The 19,448-nt window shown below is 69.1% G+C and carries 18 protein-coding genes; 7 read left to right on the top strand and 11 right to left on the bottom strand.

Translation table 11 applies throughout. The features are described 5' to 3' along the window. Positions 1 to 32: 32 nt before the first annotated feature. Positions 33 to 1,046 carry a Bug family tripartite tricarboxylate transporter substrate binding protein gene (locus STVA_RS11625; RefSeq protein ID WP_123688112.1) on the bottom strand — a complete coding sequence of 338 codons (1,014 nt, stop codon included), beginning with the start codon at positions 1,044 to 1,046 and terminating at the stop codon, positions 33 to 35. 81 nt (positions 1,047 to 1,127) lie between these two features. Between STVA_RS11625 and STVA_RS11630 the strand changes: the two genes are divergently transcribed. Genes STVA_RS11630 through STVA_RS11640 form a run of 3 tightly spaced genes read left to right on the top strand, consistent with a single transcriptional unit; the run spans position 1,128 to position 4,473 of the window. Continuing rightward, the gene (locus STVA_RS11630; protein WP_123688113.1) at positions 1,128 to 2,159 is read left to right on the top strand and encodes a Gfo/Idh/MocA family protein; all 1,032 of its coding nucleotides are present in this window, start codon (positions 1,128 to 1,130) and stop codon (positions 2,157 to 2,159) included. Continuing rightward, entirely contained in the window at positions 2,156 to 3,013 is an 858-nt protein-coding gene (locus STVA_RS11635) for a sugar phosphate isomerase/epimerase family protein (RefSeq protein ID WP_245978161.1), read from the top strand. Before STVA_RS11630 ends, STVA_RS11635 begins: the two co-directional genes overlap by 4 nt. Then, on the top strand, positions 2,992 to 4,473 hold the full coding sequence (locus tag STVA_RS11640) for an enolase-like domain-containing protein (protein WP_245978163.1): 1,482 nt from the start codon (positions 2,992 to 2,994) through the stop codon (positions 4,471 to 4,473). Before STVA_RS11635 ends, STVA_RS11640 begins: the two co-directional genes overlap by 22 nt. 44 nt (positions 4,474 to 4,517) lie before the next feature. On the opposite strand, the gene STVA_RS11645 is transcribed toward STVA_RS11640, so the two are convergent. The 8 genes from STVA_RS11645 to STVA_RS11680 form a co-directional block, all read right to left on the bottom strand. Further along, positions 4,518 to 5,450: a VOC family protein gene (locus STVA_RS11645; protein ID WP_123688115.1), complete on the bottom strand. Its 933-nt coding sequence runs from the start codon at positions 5,448 to 5,450 to the stop codon at positions 4,518 to 4,520. Positions 5,451 to 5,472: 22 nt separating this feature from the next. After that, positions 5,473 to 6,297, bottom strand: coding sequence for a hypothetical protein (locus tag STVA_RS11650; RefSeq protein ID WP_123688116.1), 825 nt, complete (start codon positions 6,295 to 6,297; stop codon positions 5,473 to 5,475). Positions 6,298 to 6,310: 13 nt separating this feature from the next. Next, a complete protein-coding gene (locus tag STVA_RS11655) occupies positions 6,311 to 7,129 on the bottom strand; it encodes an aspartate dehydrogenase domain-containing protein (protein ID WP_170216299.1) in 819 nt (272 codons plus the stop codon). 63 nt (positions 7,130 to 7,192) lie between these two features. Next, positions 7,193 to 7,957 (bottom strand): SDR family NAD(P)-dependent oxidoreductase, encoded by a 765-nt coding sequence (locus STVA_RS11660; RefSeq protein WP_123688118.1) that lies wholly within the window; start codon positions 7,955 to 7,957, stop codon positions 7,193 to 7,195. Next, on the bottom strand, positions 7,954 to 9,864 hold the full coding sequence (locus STVA_RS11665) for a TRAP transporter permease (protein ID WP_123688119.1): 1,911 nt from the start codon (positions 9,862 to 9,864) through the stop codon (positions 7,954 to 7,956). Before STVA_RS11665 ends, STVA_RS11660 begins: the two co-directional genes overlap by 4 nt. Positions 9,865 to 9,935: 71 nt before the next feature. After that, positions 9,936 to 10,904 (bottom strand): TAXI family TRAP transporter solute-binding subunit, encoded by a 969-nt coding sequence (locus STVA_RS11670; RefSeq protein WP_170216300.1) that lies wholly within the window; start codon positions 10,902 to 10,904, stop codon positions 9,936 to 9,938. A 96-nt stretch (positions 10,905 to 11,000) separates the two neighbouring features. Further along, positions 11,001 to 11,714 carry an aspartate/glutamate racemase family protein gene (locus tag STVA_RS11675; protein ID WP_245978164.1) on the bottom strand — a complete coding sequence of 238 codons (714 nt, stop codon included), beginning with the start codon at positions 11,712 to 11,714 and terminating at the stop codon, positions 11,001 to 11,003. A 189-nt stretch (positions 11,715 to 11,903) separates the two neighbouring features. Then, entirely contained in the window at positions 11,904 to 13,484 is a 1,581-nt protein-coding gene (locus tag STVA_RS11680) for a glycosyltransferase (RefSeq protein ID WP_123688122.1), read from the bottom strand. 142 nt (positions 13,485 to 13,626) lie between these two features. Between STVA_RS11680 and STVA_RS11685 the strand changes: the two genes are divergently transcribed. Genes STVA_RS11685 through STVA_RS11695 form a run of 3 tightly spaced genes read left to right on the top strand, consistent with a single transcriptional unit; the run spans position 13,627 to position 15,778 of the window. Continuing rightward, positions 13,627 to 14,904, top strand: coding sequence for an aconitase X catalytic domain-containing protein (locus tag STVA_RS11685; protein WP_123688123.1), 1,278 nt, complete (start codon positions 13,627 to 13,629; stop codon positions 14,902 to 14,904). Continuing rightward, positions 14,901 to 15,353: an aconitase X swivel domain-containing protein gene (locus tag STVA_RS11690; protein WP_123688124.1), complete on the top strand. Its 453-nt coding sequence runs from the start codon at positions 14,901 to 14,903 to the stop codon at positions 15,351 to 15,353. Before STVA_RS11685 ends, STVA_RS11690 begins: the two co-directional genes overlap by 4 nt. Then, positions 15,350 to 15,778 carry an OsmC family protein gene (locus STVA_RS11695; RefSeq protein WP_123688125.1) on the top strand — a complete coding sequence of 143 codons (429 nt, stop codon included), beginning with the start codon at positions 15,350 to 15,352 and terminating at the stop codon, positions 15,776 to 15,778. Before STVA_RS11690 ends, STVA_RS11695 begins: the two co-directional genes overlap by 4 nt. Positions 15,779 to 15,819: 41 nt before the next feature. Here the strand turns inward: STVA_RS11695 and STVA_RS11700 are convergent, their stop codons facing one another. Both STVA_RS11700 and STVA_RS11705 read right to left on the bottom strand, forming a co-directional pair. Then, positions 15,820 to 16,947, bottom strand: a complete 1,128-nt coding sequence (locus STVA_RS11700) for an ABC transporter ATP-binding protein (protein WP_123688126.1) — start codon at positions 16,945 to 16,947, stop codon at positions 15,820 to 15,822. Between the two features lie 23 nt (positions 16,948 to 16,970). After that, complete coding sequence (locus STVA_RS11705) at positions 16,971 to 17,996, bottom strand: ABC transporter substrate-binding protein (protein WP_197735851.1); 1,026 nt, start codon at positions 17,994 to 17,996, stop codon at positions 16,971 to 16,973. A gap of 227 nt (positions 17,997 to 18,223) precedes the next feature. On the opposite strand from STVA_RS11705, the gene STVA_RS11710 reads away from it, so the two are divergent. Further along, on the top strand, positions 18,224 to 19,444 hold the full coding sequence (locus tag STVA_RS11710) for a CaiB/BaiF CoA transferase family protein (RefSeq protein WP_123688127.1): 1,221 nt from the start codon (positions 18,224 to 18,226) through the stop codon (positions 19,442 to 19,444). Positions 19,445 to 19,448 lie beyond the last annotated feature (4 nt).

The raw sequence follows: 19,448 nt of genomic DNA on the forward strand, positions 1-19,448 counted from the left end.
CCTGCAAGAGCGGCCCCGGACCGGTCTGGCGGCTATTTCAGCCGCTCGATGCCAAGCGTATCCGGCGAGACCTTGGCCTTGCCGCCGTCGAAATAGAGCCAGGCGGTCTGGCGCACCATCTTGAAGGCTTCGTCATGGGCCTTCTGGCTGTGGATCGGGGCGAAGATGGCGCTGCGCTGGGCGGCATAGCGCTTCAGCACGTCCGAGTTGGCGATCTTCTTGTCCCAGGCCATCTGCATCGACTTCAGCACCGGCTCGGGCAGGCCCTTGGGCGCCCAGATGCCGAAGTAGTTCACCGGGGCGGCCATGTTGGGCAGCCACTTGGTGATCGGCGGGATCTCGCCATAGCCCTCCAGCGTGACCGGCTGCTCGCTGAGGACGACCAGCGGCTTCAGCCGCTTGCCGCGGATCATCTCGGTCATCTCGACGAGGAGCTGCGAGACCGCCGGCACCTCGCCCGACACGGCCGCGATCACTGCCGGGTTGCCGCCGTCATAGGTGACGTGGCGATAGTTGATGCCGGACGCGGCCTTGATCGATTCCATCATGTTGTGGCCGGCCGAGGAGAGCCCCGCCGTGGAGACCGCGACCGGCGTGCCGCCCGACTTCATCGCCGCCAGCAGGTCGCCGAAATCCTTGTAGGGCGCATTGGCGTTGGCCGAGATGGCCGAGACGTTGGCGACGGCGAAGAATAGGTTCCAGTCCTGCAGGCCAGTATCGAGCATGCCCAGGACGCGATAGGTGCCGACGTCGGACGCCGCACCGGCGGCCCAGGTGTAGCCATCCTTGGCCGCTTCCATCGCGTTCTTGGTGCCGATCGACCCGGACGCGCCTGGCTGGTTAACCACCACGAACTTCTGCTTCAGTTCGGCCTCCAGCTCGGAGGCGACGATGCGCGCCATCTGGTCGGTCGAACCGCCGGCCGCCCACGGCACGATGATCGTCACCGGGCGGTCCGGCTTCCAGGGATAGTCCTGCGCCTGGGCCGCGTGGATCGACAGGGCGGCGGCGATTGCCGCACCCGCCCATCGGAAAAAGCTGGACATGAGTGGCCTCCCCAAAGGCATCGTTGAGCCCGTGATCGTTCCGTTCCTTTGCCCCGGCCGTCAAGCCGCTTCGCCCCTACCATGACGGGCGAAATCCGAATCCTCCAGGTCGGCTATGGCGCGTTCGGGGCGACGCACCTCGACGCCTGGTCCGGGCTGCTGCCGGCCGCGGCCATCACCGTGGCCGACCCCCGGCCGGACGCGCGCGCGGCCGCGGCGGCGCGCCTGCCGGGGATCACGACGGTGGCCGACTGGCGGCCGGCGCTGGCCGATGCCGATGCCGTCGACATCCTGACGCCGACCGACAGCCATCACGCGATAGCGGGGGCCGCCATCGACCGCGGCCGCCATGTCTTCGTCGAGAAGCCGGTGACGACCGACGCGGAGGAGGCGCGCGACCTCCTGCGGCGGGCGGGTGCCGCGGCCGTCGTCGTGCAGGCCGGCCTCTACTTCCGCTTCCACCCCAAGGCGCGCGCGGCCCGGCGGCTGGTGGGCGAGGGCGCGGTCGGCCGGCTGCGCTTCCTCCAGGGCAAGTTCGCCGGCTTCAAGCGTGCCCGCGGCGATTCCGGCGCCTTGTTGAACGACGCCGTGCATTTCATCGATCTGTTCGGCTGGCTGGCGGGCGAGCGGCCGGCCACCGTCCATGCGGTGACGCGGGACCATTTCGGCCGCGGCTTCGAGGACTTGGCGCTGGTGACGCTGACCTACCCGTCGGGCATTGTCGCCCATGTCGCGACCGGCTATGTGCAGCCGGGCCGCTGGCCGGACACGGTTGTGCCGGGCGCCATCACGTCCAAGGAGATCCAGGTGAGCGGCAGCGAAGGGGCGATCGAGGTCGACTTCGCGGCCGAGACCATGGTCCATCACCGCGTCCGCCACGAACTGTCCGACGGGCTGTGGCGGCCGGTCTACGGCCGGAGCGGTCCGATGGACGTCCCGGCAGCCGATCCGGTCGCCGTCGTCCGGGCGGAGCTTTCCCACTTCCTCCATTGCATCGCCACCGGTGCAGCGCCCGATGCGGGGCTGGCCGAATGCGGTGTCGACCTGGCCCTCGTGCTCGACGCCGCCCGGCGCTCGGCCGCCGAGGGCGCCGTCATAAGGATCGATCCATGAGCCGGATGCGCCTGTCGCTGTGCAACGAGGTCATCGGCGAGCTGCCGTTCGAGCGGCAATGCGCGCTGGCGGCCGAGCTCGGCTATGACGGGCTGGAGGTGGCGCCCTTCACCTTCGGCGACGAGCCGCATCTTATGTCGGCCGAGACGCGGGCCGGGATCCGGCGGGCGGCCGCCGCCGCGGGCGTGCGGGTGTCTGGCCTGCATTGGCTGCTGGTGAAGCCGGCCGGCCTGTCGCTGACCAGCCCGGACGCCGCCCTCCGGGCGCGCACGACCGACGTGCTGTGCCGGCTGGTGGCGCTGTGCGCCGAACTGGAGGGGGATGTGCTGGTGCACGGCTCGCCCGTGCAGCGCCGCCTGCCGGATGGGCCGGAAGCGGCCGCGGCGCGTGGCTGGGCGATCGACGCCCTGGCCCGGGTCGGCGAGGCAGCGGCGGCGGCCGGCGTCGTCTACTGCCTGGAGCCGCTGTCGCCGCGCGAGACCAATTTCGTGAACACGGTGGCCGAGGCGGCCGGGATCGTCCAGGCGATCGGCAACCCGGCGCTGCGCACCATGATCGATTGCAGCGCCGCCGGCCTGGCCGAGGCCGAGCCGGTGGCGGACCTGATCGACCGCTGGCTGCCGACCGGACTGGTGGCGCACGTCCAGGTGAACGACCGCAACCGCCGCGGGCCGGGGCAGGGGGATGAAGCCTTCGCGCCGATCCTGGCGGCCCTGGCACGCCAGGACTATCGCGGCTGGGTGGCGGTCGAGCCGTTCGACTATGTGCCGGACGGGCCGGGGTCGGCGGCCAGGGCGGCCGGGTATCTGCGCGGGATCGAGGAAGCGCTGGCATGGCGGGGGGCGGAGCGATGATCGGGGCGATGAACCGGGTCGGCATCAATGCCGAGGCGATCACGGTCGAGGCGGTGGACCTTTTCGAGTGGCCCTATCGCCTGCGGCTGCCGTTCCGCTTCGGCGTCATCACGGTCACCCATGGCCGCCAGGCGGTCGTGCGCGTGCGCATACGCCTGGCCGACGGCCGCAGTGCCGAGGGCATGGCGGCCGAGGCGCTGGCCGCCAAGTGGTTCGACAAAAGCCCGGAGTTGAGCGACGCGCAGAACCTGGAGCAACTGCGCGCCGCGCTCGAGATCGCGACCGGCCTTTACCGGTCGAGCGGCCCAAAGACGCCGTTCCGCATGTTCGCCGACCACTATGTCGAGCAGCAGCAGGAAGGCGCCCGTCGCCGCCTGCCGCCCTTGGTCGCAAGCTATGGTCCGGCGCTGCTGGACCGCGCCATCGCCGATGCGCTCGCCCGTGCCCGTGGCGTCAATTTCTACGAGGCGGTGCGCAGCAACCTGCTGGGGATCGAGGGCCACGCCGTGGCGCCGGACCTGGCGGGCTTCGCGCTGGCGCCCTTCCTGCGCTCGCTGGTGCCGTCCGACCGCATCCATGTCCGCCACACGGTGGGCCTGGTCGACCCGATCACGGCCGCCGACCAGACTGCTGAAACCCGGGTCGAGGATGGCTTGCCGGAGACGCTGGAGGAGGTGGTCGCCACCTACGGCCACCGCTACTACAAGCTGAAGGTGGGCGGCAACGTCGCGGCCGACGTCGACCGGCTGGCGCGCATTGCCGGCGTGCTCGACCTTCAGCGGCACGACTATGCCGTCTCGCTGGACGGCAACGAGCAGTACGCCGACGAGGAAGCGGTGCTGGAACTGTGGCGGGCGATGGAAGCCGAGCCGCGCCTGCGCCGGCTGGTCGCCTCGATCCTCTATGTGGAACAGCCGATCAAGCGGCAGAACGCGCTGTCGGCCCCGGTGACGGCGCTGGGTGCCGCCCGGCCGGTGATCCTGGACGAGTCCGACGGCGACCTGGAATCCTTCCCCACGGGGCGGCGGCTCGGCTATCGCGGCGTCTCGTCGAAGAACTGCAAGGGCTTCTACAAGTCGATCCTGAACCTCGCCCGCTGCCAGATGTGGAACGCGGCCGAGGGCGACGGCACCTACTTCATGTCGGCAGAGGACCTGACGACCCAGGCCGGCCTGTCGGTGCAGCAGGACCTGGCGCTGGTGAACCTGCTGGGCCTCGGCCATGTCGAGCGCAACGGCCACCACTTCATCGACGGCTTCGCCGGCCGCCCCGACGGCGAGGCACAGACCTTCCTGGCCGCCCATCCCGACCTCTATGCCGACCAGTCCGGCCGCGTCCGCATGCGCATCAAGGACGGCGAGGCGATGATCGGCTCGCTCGCCTGCCCGGGCTTTGCCACCGCGGCGTTCCCCTCGGTGGAGGCGATGGAGGGGATGAAGAAGGCGGACTGGCCTGGGTGAGGGTGGTTGGCGGTGCTACCTGAAGCGGCGACGTTGCATCGGTCTCAATCCCAAGGCGCCTTGGCCCCATCCGCCAGGAACGCGATCTGCGCCCCCAGCGCCGGGCCGCCATCGACCAGCATGGCGCCACCGGTGTCGGTGAAGGCGATGCGGCCGGCGGTCAGGTGCTGGCGGGTGGCTGCCGGGTCGGCGACCGCCAGCGCATAGGCGGCCATGCAGGGAATGGCGGGGATGGGGGCGGACAGCAGGCGCTGGCAGCGCTCCTGGTCGGCGATGACCAGGGCGCCGCGGTCGAACGCGAGCACCCAGGCGCCGTCGTCGCGCTGGCGGACGGGCTGGCCGGTGAAGCGGGCATAGCGCTCCGCCGCCTCTTCCGGGTCGTCCGAGGCGATCAGGATGGAGCGCAGGCCGATGGCGCCGTTGGCATGGTCGAGCCAGCGGCCCTGCCACATGTTCTCGGGCGTCAGGTGGTGGCAGAACTGCACGCGACCTTCGGGCATGGCGTCGGCGCCAACGCGCAGGACGCGGAAGCGGACATGGCCGGGGGTGCCGGCCTCGGTCTCGATCTCGCGTTCCAGCCGCACGACGGGGAGGGGGGCAAAGCCCGCCCCTTGCAGGCGGGCAGCGGTGGCGTCCGGGTCGGCCAGGCCGAAGGCGATCAGGTGGACGCCGACATAGCGCGCCATGCCGGCCTGGAGCGTGCGGGCGTTGGGCGTGTCGCCCGTCACCGTCAGGATCTCGATATAGCCCTCGCGCAGCATGATGGTGCGGTTGGCCGTCCCGGCGGAAACCGGCGGGGCATCGGGCGCGGCCCGCGTCACCTGGTGGGAGAAGGGAGCCATGGTGAAGCCCAGCTCGGCCAGGCGCGCCGATGCCTTGCGCTCTTCAGGGACCCAGTGGGCGAGGTGGTCGATGACGAAGCGATCGCCGGTCGGAACCTGCTGCGCGGCGATGGTGGCGGCTTCTGCTGGGGTCATGGTCCGGCCTCCTGGGCTGGGGTCAGCGGGCCTCGTCGGCCAGGGTTGGTTGCAGGCGGCGGTTGCGGGCGCGCCTGCGCCCGGTGACCGCGATGATGGTCGATGCGGTGGCGGCCACGCACAAGGCCACGCCCAGGGCCGGCAGCGCACCGAGCGGCATGATCAGCAGGTAGAGCGCGATCAGGTAGGCGACGAAGGACAGCATGCCGACCGTGCTGGCGAGCAGGGTGGCCGCTGCCGCGCCACCGCCATGGCGGCGATGCATGATGAAGGCAATCGCAGTGAAGGCGGTGGGGAAGCTCATCAGGATGCCGGTCGCCCGCGGCCCGATGAGGGCGCTGACGGTGACGACGCCGGCGATGATGCCGCCGGTGATCAGCGCCCGGCCGACCAGCTCCAGGCCCGAGATGCCGACCGGCCGCGGCGGCGGCTTCAGCCCGGCCGGTCGCGGCACCAGGATGGCGGCGCCGAAGGCCGCCAGCGTGAGCCCCAGCGCCGACCAGAGCTGGAGGGGCAGGTACTGCACCAGGACTCCCACCCCGCACCACACAAGGAGCGCGCCGCCGACGCTGACGAATGCGCCGAAGTGCACCGCCAGGCGCGGATAGACGATCAGGAACACGGCGATCGCCGCACTCATGCCCAGCGTGTAGAGGACGCTATCGGCGATGAAACGGTCCTCGGCCTGAAGCGCCAGGAAGAACATGCCGGGGCCCGACGAGATCGGCAGGCTGATGATGACGCCGCCCAGCAGCGGCCCGGACCGTTCCGCCACCACCGAGGCGCCGACCACCACCGCCGCGGTGAGGATCATCTTCACCAGCAGCATGCCGAGTTCGAGGAGCATCGCCGGGGCCGGGCTAGCTGCCTACGGTAATCGGGTCGACCAGTCCGCGCAGGGCCGCCAGGATGCTGGGGGCGACGATGCGGCTGGTGCGCGGGTTGGTGGGCGAGGGGCGGTTGCGGCTGATGAGCGTCAGGCTGGCGTCGTCGGCCTCCACATCGACCTGGTGGATGGCACCGGCGATGTCCGGGTCGCAATAGACGGTGACGCGGGTGCGGTCGAAGCCGATGCCGCCGAGGCTGAGGGTGACGGCGACGTTGAAGTGGCGCGGGAACGAGGCCGCCGCCTCGCCGGCCGTCCCGTCGAACACCTGCACGGCCTTGGCCGGCGGGGTGGAGAAGTCGAAGCCCTTGTTGATGATGTAGGGCTCGTGCGCCAGCGAGTTGGGACGCAGCCGCGTCGTGAGCTGGACGCTCTGGATGGTGCCTTCCTTGACGCTGCGGATGATGTCGAGGCCGGGCAGCGCACCGCTTGCGACCTTGACCTTGCCGCCATGGGTGCGCGCCAGCTCCAGCAGCTCGGGACAGTTCGGCAGGCCGCCGACGCTGACGGCGACCAGAAGCTTGCCGGCGCCGACGACGGCGCGCGCGATCTCGGGGAAGGCATCGGCCGTGGCGCATTCGACGACGACATCGCAATGGCCGGCCAGTTCCGCCAGCGGCACGACCCGAATGGCAGCGCTGATGGCAGCGGCATTGCCGGCCGCCTTCTGCAGGTCGGTGGCGCTGACCGCGACCAGGGTCGCTTCGGGAATGGCGCCGGCCGTCAGGCGGCGGGCGAGGTCCTGGCCGACATTGCCGAAGCCGGCGAGGCCGATGCGCATCGTTTCAGGCATGGGATGGGGCTGCTTCCGTGGGGCGGGGCGGGGAATGCCGCCCCGCCGCCGGGCGGGCATACCCTAGAGGGTCAACCCGCCGTCGACATGGACGACCTGCCCGGTAACGTAGCTTGCATCGGGCGACAGAAGGAAGGCCACCATGGCGGCGATCTCGTCCGTCCGGCCGATCCGGCCGAGCGGGATGCGGCCCGAGACCTGGGTCCACTGCTCGGGTGTCAGGGAGCTGTGGGTGCCCGGCTCCTTCTCGACATAGCCGGGTGCCACGACGTTGACGGTGACGCCCTTCGGCGCCAGCTGGATCGCCAGCGACTTGGCCAGGCCCTCCAGCCCGGCCTTGGCCGAGGCCGAGGCCGGGAAGATGCCGCCGCCCAGCTTGAAGACATGGGCCAGGAAGGTGCTGATGGCCACGACCCGGCCCGCCTTCGACTGTTCCAGGTGCGGCAGGGCGGCACTCGCCAGGCGGAAGAACGCCTTCTGGATGGCGGCGATCGACTGCTCGAAGCCCTCGATATCGAGTTCGCCGAAGCGGCGGCGGTCGGCGAAGCCGGCGTTGGAGACGATTCCATCGAGCCCGCCGAAACGCTCCACCGCGGTCGCGACCAGGCGGGGGGCGGTCTCCGCCTGGGTCAGGTCGCCCAATATTTGCGCCACCGTCGCCCCCTTGGCCTCCGCCTCGGCCGCCACGCCGGCCAGGCCGGCAGCGTTGGCCTTGGTCGTCAGCACCAGGCCGACGCCGGGGGCGGCCAATCGGCGGGCGATCGCCTTGCCGATGCCGGTGGCAGCCCCGGTCAGGATGATGGAGCGGGTGGGGGTGGTTGCCGTCATTCCTTGGGTCCTGCCGCGAGCGCGTTGATCGGTGGCCGTGCCGGCGCGAAGACGCCCGGCAGGTAGTAGAGCAGTGCCATCACCACGGCGATGATCACAACCCTGTACCAGTCGCTGTACTCCTCGGCGAGGACGATGATGATGCCGCCGGCTCCAAGGACGATGCGGGGCAGCACGGCCACATGCTGGCGGAAGAAGCCGAAGAACCCGGCCGCCGCGAGCGTCAGCCCGCCCAGGACCAGCAGCATCTGGCTGACGATGCCCTCGACCGGCCCCTGCATCAGCAGGGCCGGGGTGTAGAGGTAGCTGAAGCCGACGACGAAGCCCGCAATCGCCAGGCGGAACGCCACCAGCCCGGTCTTGATTGGGTCGCAGCGGGCGATCGAGGCGGCGGCATAGCTGGCGACGGAGACGGGCGGCGTCGCATCGGCCAGGATCGAGAAGTAGAAAACGAAGAGGTGCGCCTGGAGCATCGGCACGCCGAGGTCGATCAGCAGCTTGGCGCCGATCGAGGCACCGATGATGTAGGCGGCCGTGGTCGGTACGCCCATGCCGAGGATGATGGTCGTCACCATCAGCAGGGCACCCGCGATCAGCAGGTTGCCGCCCGACAGCGACGTGATGACGGTCGAGATCGAGATGACGAGGCCGGTCACCGTCAGGCAGGCGACGAACATGCCGGCGCCGGCGCAGGCCAGCCCGACGATCGTCATGTTGCGCCCGCCTGTCACCAGCATGCGCCACAGCGTGGCCGGGTAGATGCGCGTGTGCCGGCGGATCCAGGAGGCGCCGACGACGGCCAGGATCGACCAGAAGGCCGAGAAGTGCGGCGAATAGTCGACCATCAGCAGCCCGATCAGCAGGAAGACCGGGATCAGCAGGTGCAGGTCGTCGACGATCACCTTCCACAGCGGGATGTCGGCCGGGTCGCAGCCGACCAGGCCCAGGCGCTTGGCCTCGAAATGGACGCTGACCAGGATCATGAAGAAGTAGCAGACCGAGCCCAGCAGGGCGGCCAGGATGATGTCGGAGTAGGGGATGCCGGTGATCTCGGCCATGACGAAGGCGCCGGCACCCATGACGGGCGGCATGATCTGGCCACCGACGCTGGAGGATGCCTCCACGCCGGCCGCGAAATGCGGCCTGTAGCCCAGCCGCATCATCGCCGGGATGGTGAAGGAGCCGGTCGCATAGACGTTGGCGGTGGACGATCCGCTGATGGTGCCAAACAGGGCCGAGCTGATCACCTCCACCTTGGCCGGTCCGCCGGAATGGCCGCCCGCCACCTTGGTGCCGAGGTTGTGGAACAGGCGGCCTACGCCGGAATGCTCGATGAACGCGCCGAAGACGATGAAGATGGCGACCATGGTCGAGGAGATGCCGGTGATCGAGCCATAGATGCCCATGCCGTTCAGCAGGTACATCGTCTCGATGATCTCCGACGTCGCCATGTCGCGGTAGTTGAGCATGCCGGGCGCGTATTCGGTGACGAAGAGATAGGCGATGCCGACGGCGACCAGCCCGGCCAGGATCGGCGTCACCGCGCGGCGCAGCGCCTCCAGGATCAGCAGGGTCGCGAGCAGGCCCATCGCCAGTTCGCCCGGCAGCAGCGGGTCGACATTCTCGAAGCGCAGGTTGATGCGGTTGGCCTGGACGTAGGAATAGACGTTGGGCAGCAGGCAGAGGAATGCCAGCCCCCAGTCGGCCAGCGACGGATGGTCCTCGGGCGACTTGCCGGGTCGGGCGGGGAACAGCAGGAAGGCCAGCGGCATCAGCAGCAGCAGGTGGATCGACCGCTGCTCGCGCGGCTCGAAGAAGCCGAACCCGGCCGTGTACATCTGAAACAGCGAGGCAATCACCGCCCAGCAGGCGATCGCCAGCCCGGTCTTGCCCTTCAGGTCGCGCATTGTGCTTCTCCCGGCCCCGATGAAGAAACGGCCCCGTCCGAGGGACGGGGCCGGTTGCTGTCGCTACAGGCTCAGGAGCCGAAACCCTTTTCCTTGTAGTACTTCATCGCGCCGGGATGGACCGGGACCGGCTGGATCTTCACCGCCGTCTCGCACTTGTAGACATCCATGCTGGCATGGATCTTGGGCAGTTCGGCCGTATTCTCGCACAAGGTCTTGGCCACCTTGTAGGCGATGTCGTCCGACAGGTCGCTCGACGCCATGAGCGTGGTCGCCATCAGGATGGCGCTGACATCGGCGTTCTGGAACGAGGGATAGGTCGCCTTGGGGAAGGTCGCCGGCGAATAGCCGTACTTCGAGACCAGCGTGTCCGACAGGGTCTTGGGCCAGGTCATCAGTTCGCCCTTGCGGCCCGTCCCCATGTCGATGACGGCCGCTCCCGGGATACCCAGCACCAGGAACACATAGTCGACCTGGCCGTCCTTGTAGGACGACGCCAGCTCGTTGTAGTCCCCCTGGACGATCTTCCAGCCGTTGGCGCGCAGCTTGTCATAGGACTGGCCGTATTCCTCCATGACGAAACGGTAGGTCATCTCGTCCGAGGAACCGGCCTTGGTGACGCCGATCTTCACGTTCTTCTGCTTGAACACGTCCTCGAAGGTGTAGGGCGCGTTCTGGGCCTTGATGAAGTGGACGTAGTTGTCGGAGAAGCTCTGGCCGATCATCACGACCTTGTCGTGCTTGCGGCCGGCATAGACCCCTGTGCCCTCGCGCGCCATCTTCGAGAAGATGTCGAGGCCCATGCCGAGCTGGCTCTGGCCCTGCTGGATCTTGGACGGGTTGGCGGTGCCGCCACCCGGCACGACCTTGATCGTCAGGCCCGGATTCTTGTCCTGCATCATCTTGGCCATGCCCGACGACATCGTGTACCAGCCGCCGCCCAACTGGCCGGCCACGAACTCGATCGTCTGGGCCGAAGCTGGCCCCGCAATGCCCATGGCGGCGCCGATACCCGCCAGCAGCAGCGATCTGCCTATCATCGTCCGTCTCCCGTAGTTGCCCCCCGGCGCGCATATGCGCCGGCCGAACCTGATGGATCGACCGACGAACATTGCAAGGCCCGGGCCGCGGGAATGTCAATTGCCGCTGCGGCCACGCTCGCGCCATTCGGCCGGTGCGCTGGCCGGGTGGCCGAAGTCCCGGGGCGACAATCCGGCATGAAACCAGGAGGCAAAGCTGTAGATGTCGAACACCGGCAGGCCGACATGGGCGCGCAGGGCCGCGGCATAGGGCACCATGTTGGTGCATTCGAGCACGATGGCGCCGATCGCCGGGTCGCTCGCCGCCAGCTTGGCCCCGTATTCCAGGATGTCGGCCTCGGCGGCGGCCACATCCATCCGGTCCTCGTTCTCGATGATGGCGCGGCTGAATTCGCGGCCGCCCTCGGTGCCCATCACCGGCGTGCCCGGGGCGACGCCCGCCGCCTCCAGATGGGCTGCTGTCATCGAGGCGCCGCTGATCGTCAGGATGCCGACCTTCTGCCCCGGCGGCAGGGTGGCCTGCACCATCGGCACCTGCATCAGGCTGGAGGTGGCGACCGGCACGCCGACATGGGCGGCCAACTGCTTCTGGTAGAGCGACAGGAACCCGCAATTGGTGGTGATGCCGTCCGCGCCCAGCCGCACCAGCTCTTCGGCCGCGGCCAGGAAATCGGGCAGCAGCCCCTCGGCCTTGCGGCGCACGACCCGGTCGGGCGACGCACCCGAGACCACCTTGTAGAGGACCGGGAACGGCCAGGTGCGGGCATTGCCCATATCGCCCGGGATACGCGGAAAGCGCGCTTCGAGCATGAGTATGCCAAGCCGGGCGCCGAAAACGGACTTGCCGCCATGGGCAATACGCGAAGGACCAGGGCGCGAGTGATCAGGGCGCGAGCCGGGGGATATCATCAATCGTCCGATCGAGTGTTTGAAGCTGGCGCCCAATCTATTTGGCTGCTCGTTGCCCGACAATGGAGCAACGGGTGGCCGGCGCGGCCCTTATGCCGCCGGAGCGAGGGCCAACTCGAGCGCCGCCGCGACGTGCGCCTCGGAGTAGCCCGCCCCGATCAGGTCCAGGCCGGCGCTGGCAGCCGCGCGATTGGCTGCCGGGTCGGAATGCATCCGGTGTAGCAGGCCGGCGATGCCGGCGGCATCCCGCCCGACCAGCGCGCCCAGGATGGGCGTCAGCGCGATGCCCTCGGCCGCCAGCGGGGTCATCACGCAAGGCACCCCGGCGGCGAGGCTGCTCAGCACCTTGCCCTTGATCCCGGCCCCGTAGCGCAAGGGTGCCACCGTCGCCCGCACCCGTTCGAAGACGGATGCCAGGTCGTCGACCGGACCCACCGCCTCGATGCCGTCCCCGGCCAGCCGGCGGACCGATTCCGGCATGTCGCTGCCGACCAGCAGGCAGGTGATGGAGGGGTCGGCGCGGCGCAGGATGGGCATGATCTCCGCCGCAAGCCAGGTCGCCGCGTCACAGTTCGGCAGATGGTTGTAGCCACCGATGAAGGCGATGCCACGGCGCTGGCCGAACGGGCGTGAGACGGGTTGCAGCGGCGTCGCCCATGGCACGACATGGATCGCCACCCGGGGTGCTGCGCGCCGCAGGATGTCGGCCTCGGCCGTCGAATGGGTGACGACGGCATCGGCCAGGCGAACGGCCGACAGCTCGGTCCGCCGCATCGCGCGGCTTTTTGCCAGCAGGGTGTCGTCCTTCTCCAGCGTGGCTTGGCGCGCCATCCGCAGGTGGTGGAGGTCGCAGACGCTGAAGACGATGCGGGCGCCCGGGCAGTAGCGCCGGGCGAGGCCCAGATATCCGGCCGCACTGCTTGCCCGGTAGAGATAGACGAGATCGAAGGCGCCGGCGCGGCGGCGCAGCAGCTCCTCCACCGACGGGTGGAACGGCTGGCCGCAATGTTCGATGCCGGTTGCTTCCAGTGCGGCGACGGCGACGGGATCGGGTGCGCCGTCATAGGCGGCGATGAAGCTGACCTGATAACCGAGCTGCTGCAGCGCCCGCATGTGCGACAGGATGGCGACGGCCCCAGCACCGAACGCAGGGTTCGGCGTCGTCTCGTCCACGACGAGCGCCCGCCGCCGGCCGGCCGGCGTGTCCGCCCAGGTAGCGCGGCGCTGGAGCAGGCGGTTGGTCTGCGCTGCGAGGAAGGCCAGAGCGGCCTGCGCGCCGGCCTCCGTCGTCACTTCGGCCACGGCCTGGACGATCGATGAATGCGCGGCGGCGTCGAACGATCGGGCGGCACCGAGCGTGATCGGTGACCGGGGTATGTCGCCGCCGTCGATCTGGCGCCGTACATGGACGACATGCCGCTGGTCTCTCGGCAGATTGCCCGGCAATCGCACCGTGAAGCCATGCCGGCCGCCGCCGATGCCGGCTGCCTTCAGGTCGGCCCGGTAGCGGTCCGCCACCACGCGCGCGACCGGCACGCCGTTGCAGGAAATCTCCAGCACGACCGGCCGATCGGGATCGGCGCCGCCCTGGACCCAGCCGCTGACCGCCTCGTGCGTGGCCTCGTCGATATAGCCGCGCCAACGCGCAGGCGGAACGCCGGCCTCGTTCATGCTTCCTGGGTCTTTCTGCCTGCGCCGGCCTTGGTCGTTCGCCGAACGGTAGCATCGCGGCCGATCCGCGACGAGGACGTGCCATGCGGCTGGCGAGGCCGGCGGATGACGCTATGCTCCGACCCACTGGGAGGTAGCGACGATGCGATTGACCGCGGCCGAGGAACGAATGCTGGACGGCGGGGATGGCCCCGCCAAACAGAAGGCGATGTCGGGCTTGGTGCAACTCGGGCGGGCGTTCGACGCCCCGCGCATGGTCGAGATCGGCTATGCCCATATTCATGCCGGCATGGCGCTCTACCTGCACGATGTCGAGCTGATGGAGGACCTGGCGACGATGGGCGCCAGGATGGCGGTCCCGTCCTCGGTCAACATCGCCAATGCGGACACGGTCAACTGGCGGGCGACCGGCGCGCCCGAGAGCCTGGCCCGCCTGCAGCAGCGCGCGGCCGGCGCCCAGCACCAGATGGGGGCGGCCTGCACCTTCACCTGCACGCCCTACTGGGCCGGCCACTGGCCGACCTGGAACACCCACATGACCTCGATCGAATCGACGGTCACGATCTTCTGCAACTCGGTGCTGGGCGCGCGGTCGAACCGCGACGGGTTCTTTGCCGTCTATGCCGGCATCACCGGGCGCTATCCGCTGTTCGGCTATCACCTGGACGAGAATCGGCGCGGCACGCACCTGGTGCGGGTCGATACGCCATTGCGCTCGGTCACGGACTATTCGGCCCTGGGCTTCCATGTCGGGCGCATCGTCGGCGAGGGCGTGCCGGTGTTCGAGGGCTTCACCGAACGGCCGAGCCTGGATGCGCTGGACGCGCTAGGGGCGGCCCTGGCCACCTCGGGCGGCGTGGCACTCTTCATCGTGCCGGGGGTGACGCCGCCCTATGCCACGACGGCGCAGGCGTTCGCCGGCGGCCGCGTGCCCGAACAGGCTGTCGATGCGAAGCGCGCCGACCTGGACGCGGTCTACGACTATTTCTGCACCCGCGACGACGGGGTGTTCGACATCGTCCACGTCGGCTGCCCGCATGCCTCGTTCGAGGAGATGAAGGACTATGCCCGCCTGATCGACGGCAAGCGGGTGGCTGACGGCATGGAGTTCTGGATCACCACCAGCCGGGCCGTGCGCCGCATGGCCGAGGAGGCCGGCATCATCCGTACGCTGGAGGCATCGGGCGCCAAGGTGATCTCCGACACCTGCCCGATCTCGTGCCACTTCGCCCGCACCGTGTCGCCCGATCCCAAGCTGGGCGTGGTGCCGCCACCCCTGCGCTCGATCGTGGTCGACTCCGCCAAACAGGCGAAATACGTCCGCGACATGATCCGCTGCGACACCCTGCTGACCGGCACGGCCGAGGCGATCGAGACGGCGATGACGGGCCGCTTCGTACGCAACGGGAGGGCGGCATGAAGCCGCCGATCACGGGCAGGGCGATCGTCGAGGGCCAGGCGAGCGGTCCCGCGCTCTTCGCGTCCGAGGCCATCTCGTTCCTGGGCGACGTCGACATCAACACCGGCCAGGTGGTGGGCGACCTGCCCAGCGTGCACGGCATGTCGGTGAAGGGGACGGTGCTGGTCTTTCCCTACAGCCGCGGCTCCGCCGGCGCCTGGCGCTTCCTCTACCAGCTCTTCAAGCACGGCAACCATCCGGTCGCCATCGTCACCCGCGACCCGCCGGACCCGAGCGTCGTCCAGGGTGCCATCCTGGCCGGCATCCCGATCGTGTCGGACATTCCCGACGCCGCCTGGGGGAACATGCAGAACGGCCAGATGTTGTCCGTCGACGGCACGGCCGGGCAGGTGACGCCGCAGGACGACGCCCCCATATCATCGCCACCGCAACCGGAGGACCAGAGATGAAGATCACCAAGCAGGCATCGGCCGCCTGGAAGGGCGGGCTCAAGGACGGCAAGGGCTCGATCTCGACCGAAAGCGGCGCGCTCGATGCCCATCCCTATGGCTTCGCCGCCCGCTTCGAGGGCGTGCGCGGCACCAACCCGGAAGAGCTGCTGGGGGCGGCCCATGCCGGCTGCTTCACCATGGCGCTTTCGCTGATCCTGGGCGAGGCCGGGCTGACGGCCGAGCAGATGGACACGACCGCCAAGGTCACGCTGGAGAAGGCGGAAGCCGGCTTCGCCATCACCGCCGTCCACCTGACTTTGAAGGCCAAGATCCCCGGCACCGACCAGAAGACCTTCGAGGAACTGGCCGGCAAGGCCAAGGCCGGCTGCCCGGTGTCGAAGGTTCTGAACGCGACGATCACCCTCGACGCGACTCTCGTCTGAGCTACGGGCCGAATGCCGGGAAACCGGCATTCGGCCCGTGCTCAGTGTTCGACGCGCGCCTCTGCGTCGATCCCGGTCCGGTCGGCGGCCTTGCCGACGAAGACGCGGCAGGCCGATGCCGGGACCTGTACCGTGACGTCGGCACCGGGGGCGAAGCGGGGGACGGTTCCCATCTCCACGGCCTCGAGGATCGAGCCCATCGCCTCCACCCGGTAGATGGTCTGGGTGCCGTGGAAGGTCTCGGTGACGATGCGGCCATGCAGGCCGGTACCCTCGCTGCCGGGCGGCGCCAGCATCAGGTTCTCGGGCCGGATGGCGATGACCGCCGGCACGCCGGGCGTGGCGCCTTCCGGCAGTTCGGCGGCCAGCCGCGCCCCGCCGGCCAGCTCGACCGAGCGGCCGTCGCTGCCGATGCGGCCGTCCAGCATGTTCGAGGCGCCGGTGAAGTTGGCGACGAACAGGTCGGCCGGCCGGTTGTAGAGGGTGACGGGATCGGTCATCTGCAGCAGGTGGCCGTCGCGCATCACGCCGATGCGGTCGCCCAGCACGACGGCTTCGGCCTGGTCGTGGGTGACGTAGAGGGCGGTGACGCCCGCCTCCTTGATGATGCGGCGCAGGTCGTCGCGCAGGCGCAGGCGCAGCTTGGCGTCGAGGTTGGACAGGGGCTCGTCCAGCAGCAGCAGTTGCGGCCGATAGACCAGCGCCCGCGCCAGTGCCACCCGCTGCATCTGCCCGCCCGACAGGGCCGTGACCGAGCGGCTGGCGTAATCCTCCAACCCGACCAGTTGCAGGGCCTCGGCCACCTTGGTGCGGATGTCGGCCCGGCTGACCTTCCTGTGGCGCAGCGGGTAGGCGACGTTTTCCTGCACCGTCATGTGCGGCCAGACGGCATAGGACTGGAAGACCATGCCGACCTCGCGGTGCTGGGCGGAGACGAGTTCCCCCGTCGCCGCCCTGGCCACCACGCGCCCGCCGATCGAGATCATCCCGCCGGTCGGCCGCTCCAGGCCGGCCACCATCCGCAAGGTCGTCGTCTTGCCGCAGCCCGAGGGCCCGAGCAGGACGACGATCTCGCCGGCGGGAACATGAAACGAAACCCGATCGACCGCCGGTCGGATGCCGGGTGCGAAGCTCTTCTCGAGCTCCTCGACGGTGAGGTCCGCCGACATGGCGCGCGCTTTCCCTCAGCCGGTCACTGCCGGTACTTGTAGACGACGTTCCATTCGTCGATCCACTTGTCGCGGATCTTCTCGTACTCGTCCTTGTCCGGAATCCAGAGCTTGATGTCCTTGGGTGCGCCGGGCGGCACGTCGGCCCCCTTCAGCAACGACACGAAGCCCAGCTTGCCGACCATCGCGTTCTGGCCCTCGAGCGACAGGAACCAGTTGAGGAAGAGCTTGGCGGCGTTCGGGTTGACGGCGGTCTTGGTGATGCCGGCGGCGCCGGGCGTCGTCGGCATGCCCTCGGTCGGATAGACAACCTCGATCGGCGCGCCGTCCAGCTTCAAGGGCAGGCTGCCATTGACCAGCAGCATCGCCACCTGCACCTCGCCGCTGACGACGGCGGTGGCCAATGGCCCGTTGCTTTCGTAGAGGCGCGGCTCCACATCGGCCACGGCCTTCCAGTAGCCTTCGCCCAGCACCTTGCGCTGGTACATGGCGGTGGTCCAGGTCGTGCCGCCGGAGCCGGCGATGACAAGACCCATCCGGCCCTTGTAGGCGGGCTTGGTCATGTCCTGCCACGACTTGGGCGGGTCCTTCACGAGGGCGGTGTTGTAGGCCAGGCCATAGACGTGCGTCGTACGCGACCACAGCTTGGGAGAGATCATCGTCTCCTTGTTCCACTGGTCGGCATTGGGCGGCGCATAGTCGGCGAAGACGCCCTCCATCCGCTTGGCCAGCCCGCGGTCGGTCATGTCGATGACGTCGGCGCCGAGCTTGCCGGCGGCAGCCTCGGTCTCGATGCGGGTGAACAGCCGGGCACCGGGCGCGCGGACGATGTCCACCTTCACCCGGGGGAACTTCTTGTTGAACTCCTTCATCACGATCTGCTCGCTGTCGAGCAAGAGCGCCGTGTAGAGGACGAGCTTGCCCTCCTTGTTCGCGGCGTCGACCAGTTCCTTCGGACAGCATTCCTGCGCCAGGGCCGCGGTACTGCCCAGAAGCAGTGCCGCCAGCGCGGGCAGGGTGGCGTGTCCGATACCGCTCAGCTTGGCCATGTCCGTGCGTCTCCTCCGGTTCGTTCGTTCTTCCGCACTCTTCTGGTGCGTCTGGTGGGTGCGCAGGAGCCGTATGGCTCGCCTCCCACGCGCCTCGGACGGACGACGTTAGGGACGGCACCCCGTGGCGTCAACATATTGCCTGACGACTACGTATACATTGACCCCCGTCTTGGCGGGTCCGTATAGATGGAGGAACGATCAGAAGAGTCCCTCGGGAGGGAAACATGCAAGGCACGCCATCCGCGGACGCAGCACCCCGCCTGCCGCTCGCCGGCATCCGGGTCGTCGACCTGTCCTGCTTCCTGGCCGCCCCCATCGCGTCGATGTTCATGGCCGATTTCGGCGCCGACGTGATCAAGGTGGAGCGGCCGGACACCGGCGACGAGATGCGCTACTGGGGCAACGACAAGGACGGGGTCGGCCTCTATTACAAGGTGATCAACCGCAACAAGCGGTCGGTCACCATCGACATGCGCACGCCCTTCGGCGTCCAGGCGGTGAAGCGCCTCATCAAGGACGCCGACATCGTCTGCGAGAATTTCCGGCCGGGCACGCTGGAGCGCTGGGGCATCGGCTGGGACGTGCTGTCGGCGATCAACCCCAAGCTCGTCATGCTGCGCATCACCGGCTTCGGCCAGACGGGCCCGAACAGCTCGCGCCCCGGCTTCGGCACCCTGGCCGAGGCCTATAGCGGCTTTGCCTTCACCAACGGCTATCCGGACCGGCCGCCGATCCTGCCGTCCTTCGGCCTGGCGGATTCGACCGCCGGCCTGATGGGCGCCTACCTGTCGATGGTGGCGCTCCAGGGGCGGGCCAACAATGGTGGGCGCGGCCAGTACATCGACCTTGCCCTCTACGAGCCGCTGTTCACGCTGATGGGGCCGCACGCCGTCAATTTCGACCAGCTCGGCATCGTCCAGGAGCGCACGGGCAGCCTGCACAACTTCACCTCGCCCCGGAACTGCTACCGCACGCGCGACGGCCGCTACGTCGCCATCGCCGGGGCGGCGCAGTCGACCTTCGAGCGCATGTGCGACGCCCTGGAAATCCCGCACGTTCCCAAGGACCCGCGTTTCCTCAACAACCGGCTGCGCCTCATCAACGTCCACGCGCTGGATGCGGTGATGGCGGAGGCGATCGCGGGCCTGGACTATGACGACATGCTGGCGCGCTTCCTGAAAGTCGATGCCACCGTCGCGCCGGTCAACGACATCAGCCAGATCTTCAACGACCCGCACTACCAGGCGCGCGAGAACATCGTCACCGTCGAGGATCCCGAGCTGGGCGGGCCGGTGCGCTTCCAGAACGTCGTCGGCAAGCTGTCGGACACGCCGGGCCGCGTCGCCCATGCCGGGCCGAAGCTGGGCGACCACAATCGCGAGGTGCTGATCGGCCAGCTCGGCTTCAGCGAGGACGAGGTCCGCGCCGCCGGCCTGAAGATCTGAAGGG

Source organism: Stella humosa (assembly GCF_006738645.1).
GTDB lineage: Bacteria > Pseudomonadota > Alphaproteobacteria > ATCC43930 > Allostellaceae > Allostella > Allostella humosa.

Bases quoted from the DNA above. Each gene is read 5' to 3' on its own strand.
- STVA_RS11700 (WP_123688126.1), bottom strand. From the start codon at position 16,947: ATGTCGGCGGACCTCACCGTCGAGGAGCTCGAGAAGAGCTTCGCACCC.
- STVA_RS11670 (WP_170216300.1), bottom strand. From the start codon at position 10,904: ATGATAGGCAGATCGCTGCTGCTGGCGGGTATCGGCGCCGCCATGGGC.
- STVA_RS11710 (WP_123688127.1), top strand. From the start codon at position 18,224: ATGCAAGGCACGCCATCCGCGGACGCAGCACCCCGCCTGCCGCTCGCC.
- STVA_RS11685 (WP_123688123.1), top strand. From the start codon at position 13,627: ATGCGATTGACCGCGGCCGAGGAACGAATGCTGGACGGCGGGGATGGC.
- STVA_RS11630 (WP_123688113.1), top strand. From the start codon at position 1,128: ATGACGGGCGAAATCCGAATCCTCCAGGTCGGCTATGGCGCGTTCGGG.
- STVA_RS11660 (WP_123688118.1), bottom strand. From the start codon at position 7,957: ATGACGGCAACCACCCCCACCCGCTCCATCATCCTGACCGGGGCTGCC.
- STVA_RS11625 (WP_123688112.1), bottom strand. From the start codon at position 1,046: ATGTCCAGCTTTTTCCGATGGGCGGGTGCGGCAATCGCCGCCGCCCTG.
- STVA_RS11680 (WP_123688122.1), bottom strand. From the start codon at position 13,484: ATGAACGAGGCCGGCGTTCCGCCTGCGCGTTGGCGCGGCTATATCGAC.
- STVA_RS11690 (WP_123688124.1), top strand. From the start codon at position 14,901: ATGAAGCCGCCGATCACGGGCAGGGCGATCGTCGAGGGCCAGGCGAGC.
- STVA_RS11675 (WP_245978164.1), bottom strand. From the start codon at position 11,714: ATGCTCGAAGCGCGCTTTCCGCGTATCCCGGGCGATATGGGCAATGCC.
- STVA_RS11645 (WP_123688115.1), bottom strand. From the start codon at position 5,450: ATGACCCCAGCAGAAGCCGCCACCATCGCCGCGCAGCAGGTTCCGACC.
- STVA_RS11705 (WP_197735851.1), bottom strand. From the start codon at position 17,996: ATGGCCAAGCTGAGCGGTATCGGACACGCCACCCTGCCCGCGCTGGCG.
- STVA_RS11655 (WP_170216299.1), bottom strand. From the start codon at position 7,129: ATGCCTGAAACGATGCGCATCGGCCTCGCCGGCTTCGGCAATGTCGGC.
- STVA_RS11665 (WP_123688119.1), bottom strand. From the start codon at position 9,864: ATGCGCGACCTGAAGGGCAAGACCGGGCTGGCGATCGCCTGCTGGGCG.
- STVA_RS11650 (WP_123688116.1), bottom strand. From the start codon at position 6,297: ATGCTCCTCGAACTCGGCATGCTGCTGGTGAAGATGATCCTCACCGCG.
- STVA_RS11635 (WP_245978161.1), top strand. From the start codon at position 2,156: ATGAGCCGGATGCGCCTGTCGCTGTGCAACGAGGTCATCGGCGAGCTG.
- STVA_RS11640 (WP_245978163.1), top strand. From the start codon at position 2,992: ATGGCGGGGGGCGGAGCGATGATCGGGGCGATGAACCGGGTCGGCATC.
- STVA_RS11695 (WP_123688125.1), top strand. From the start codon at position 15,350: ATGAAGATCACCAAGCAGGCATCGGCCGCCTGGAAGGGCGGGCTCAAG.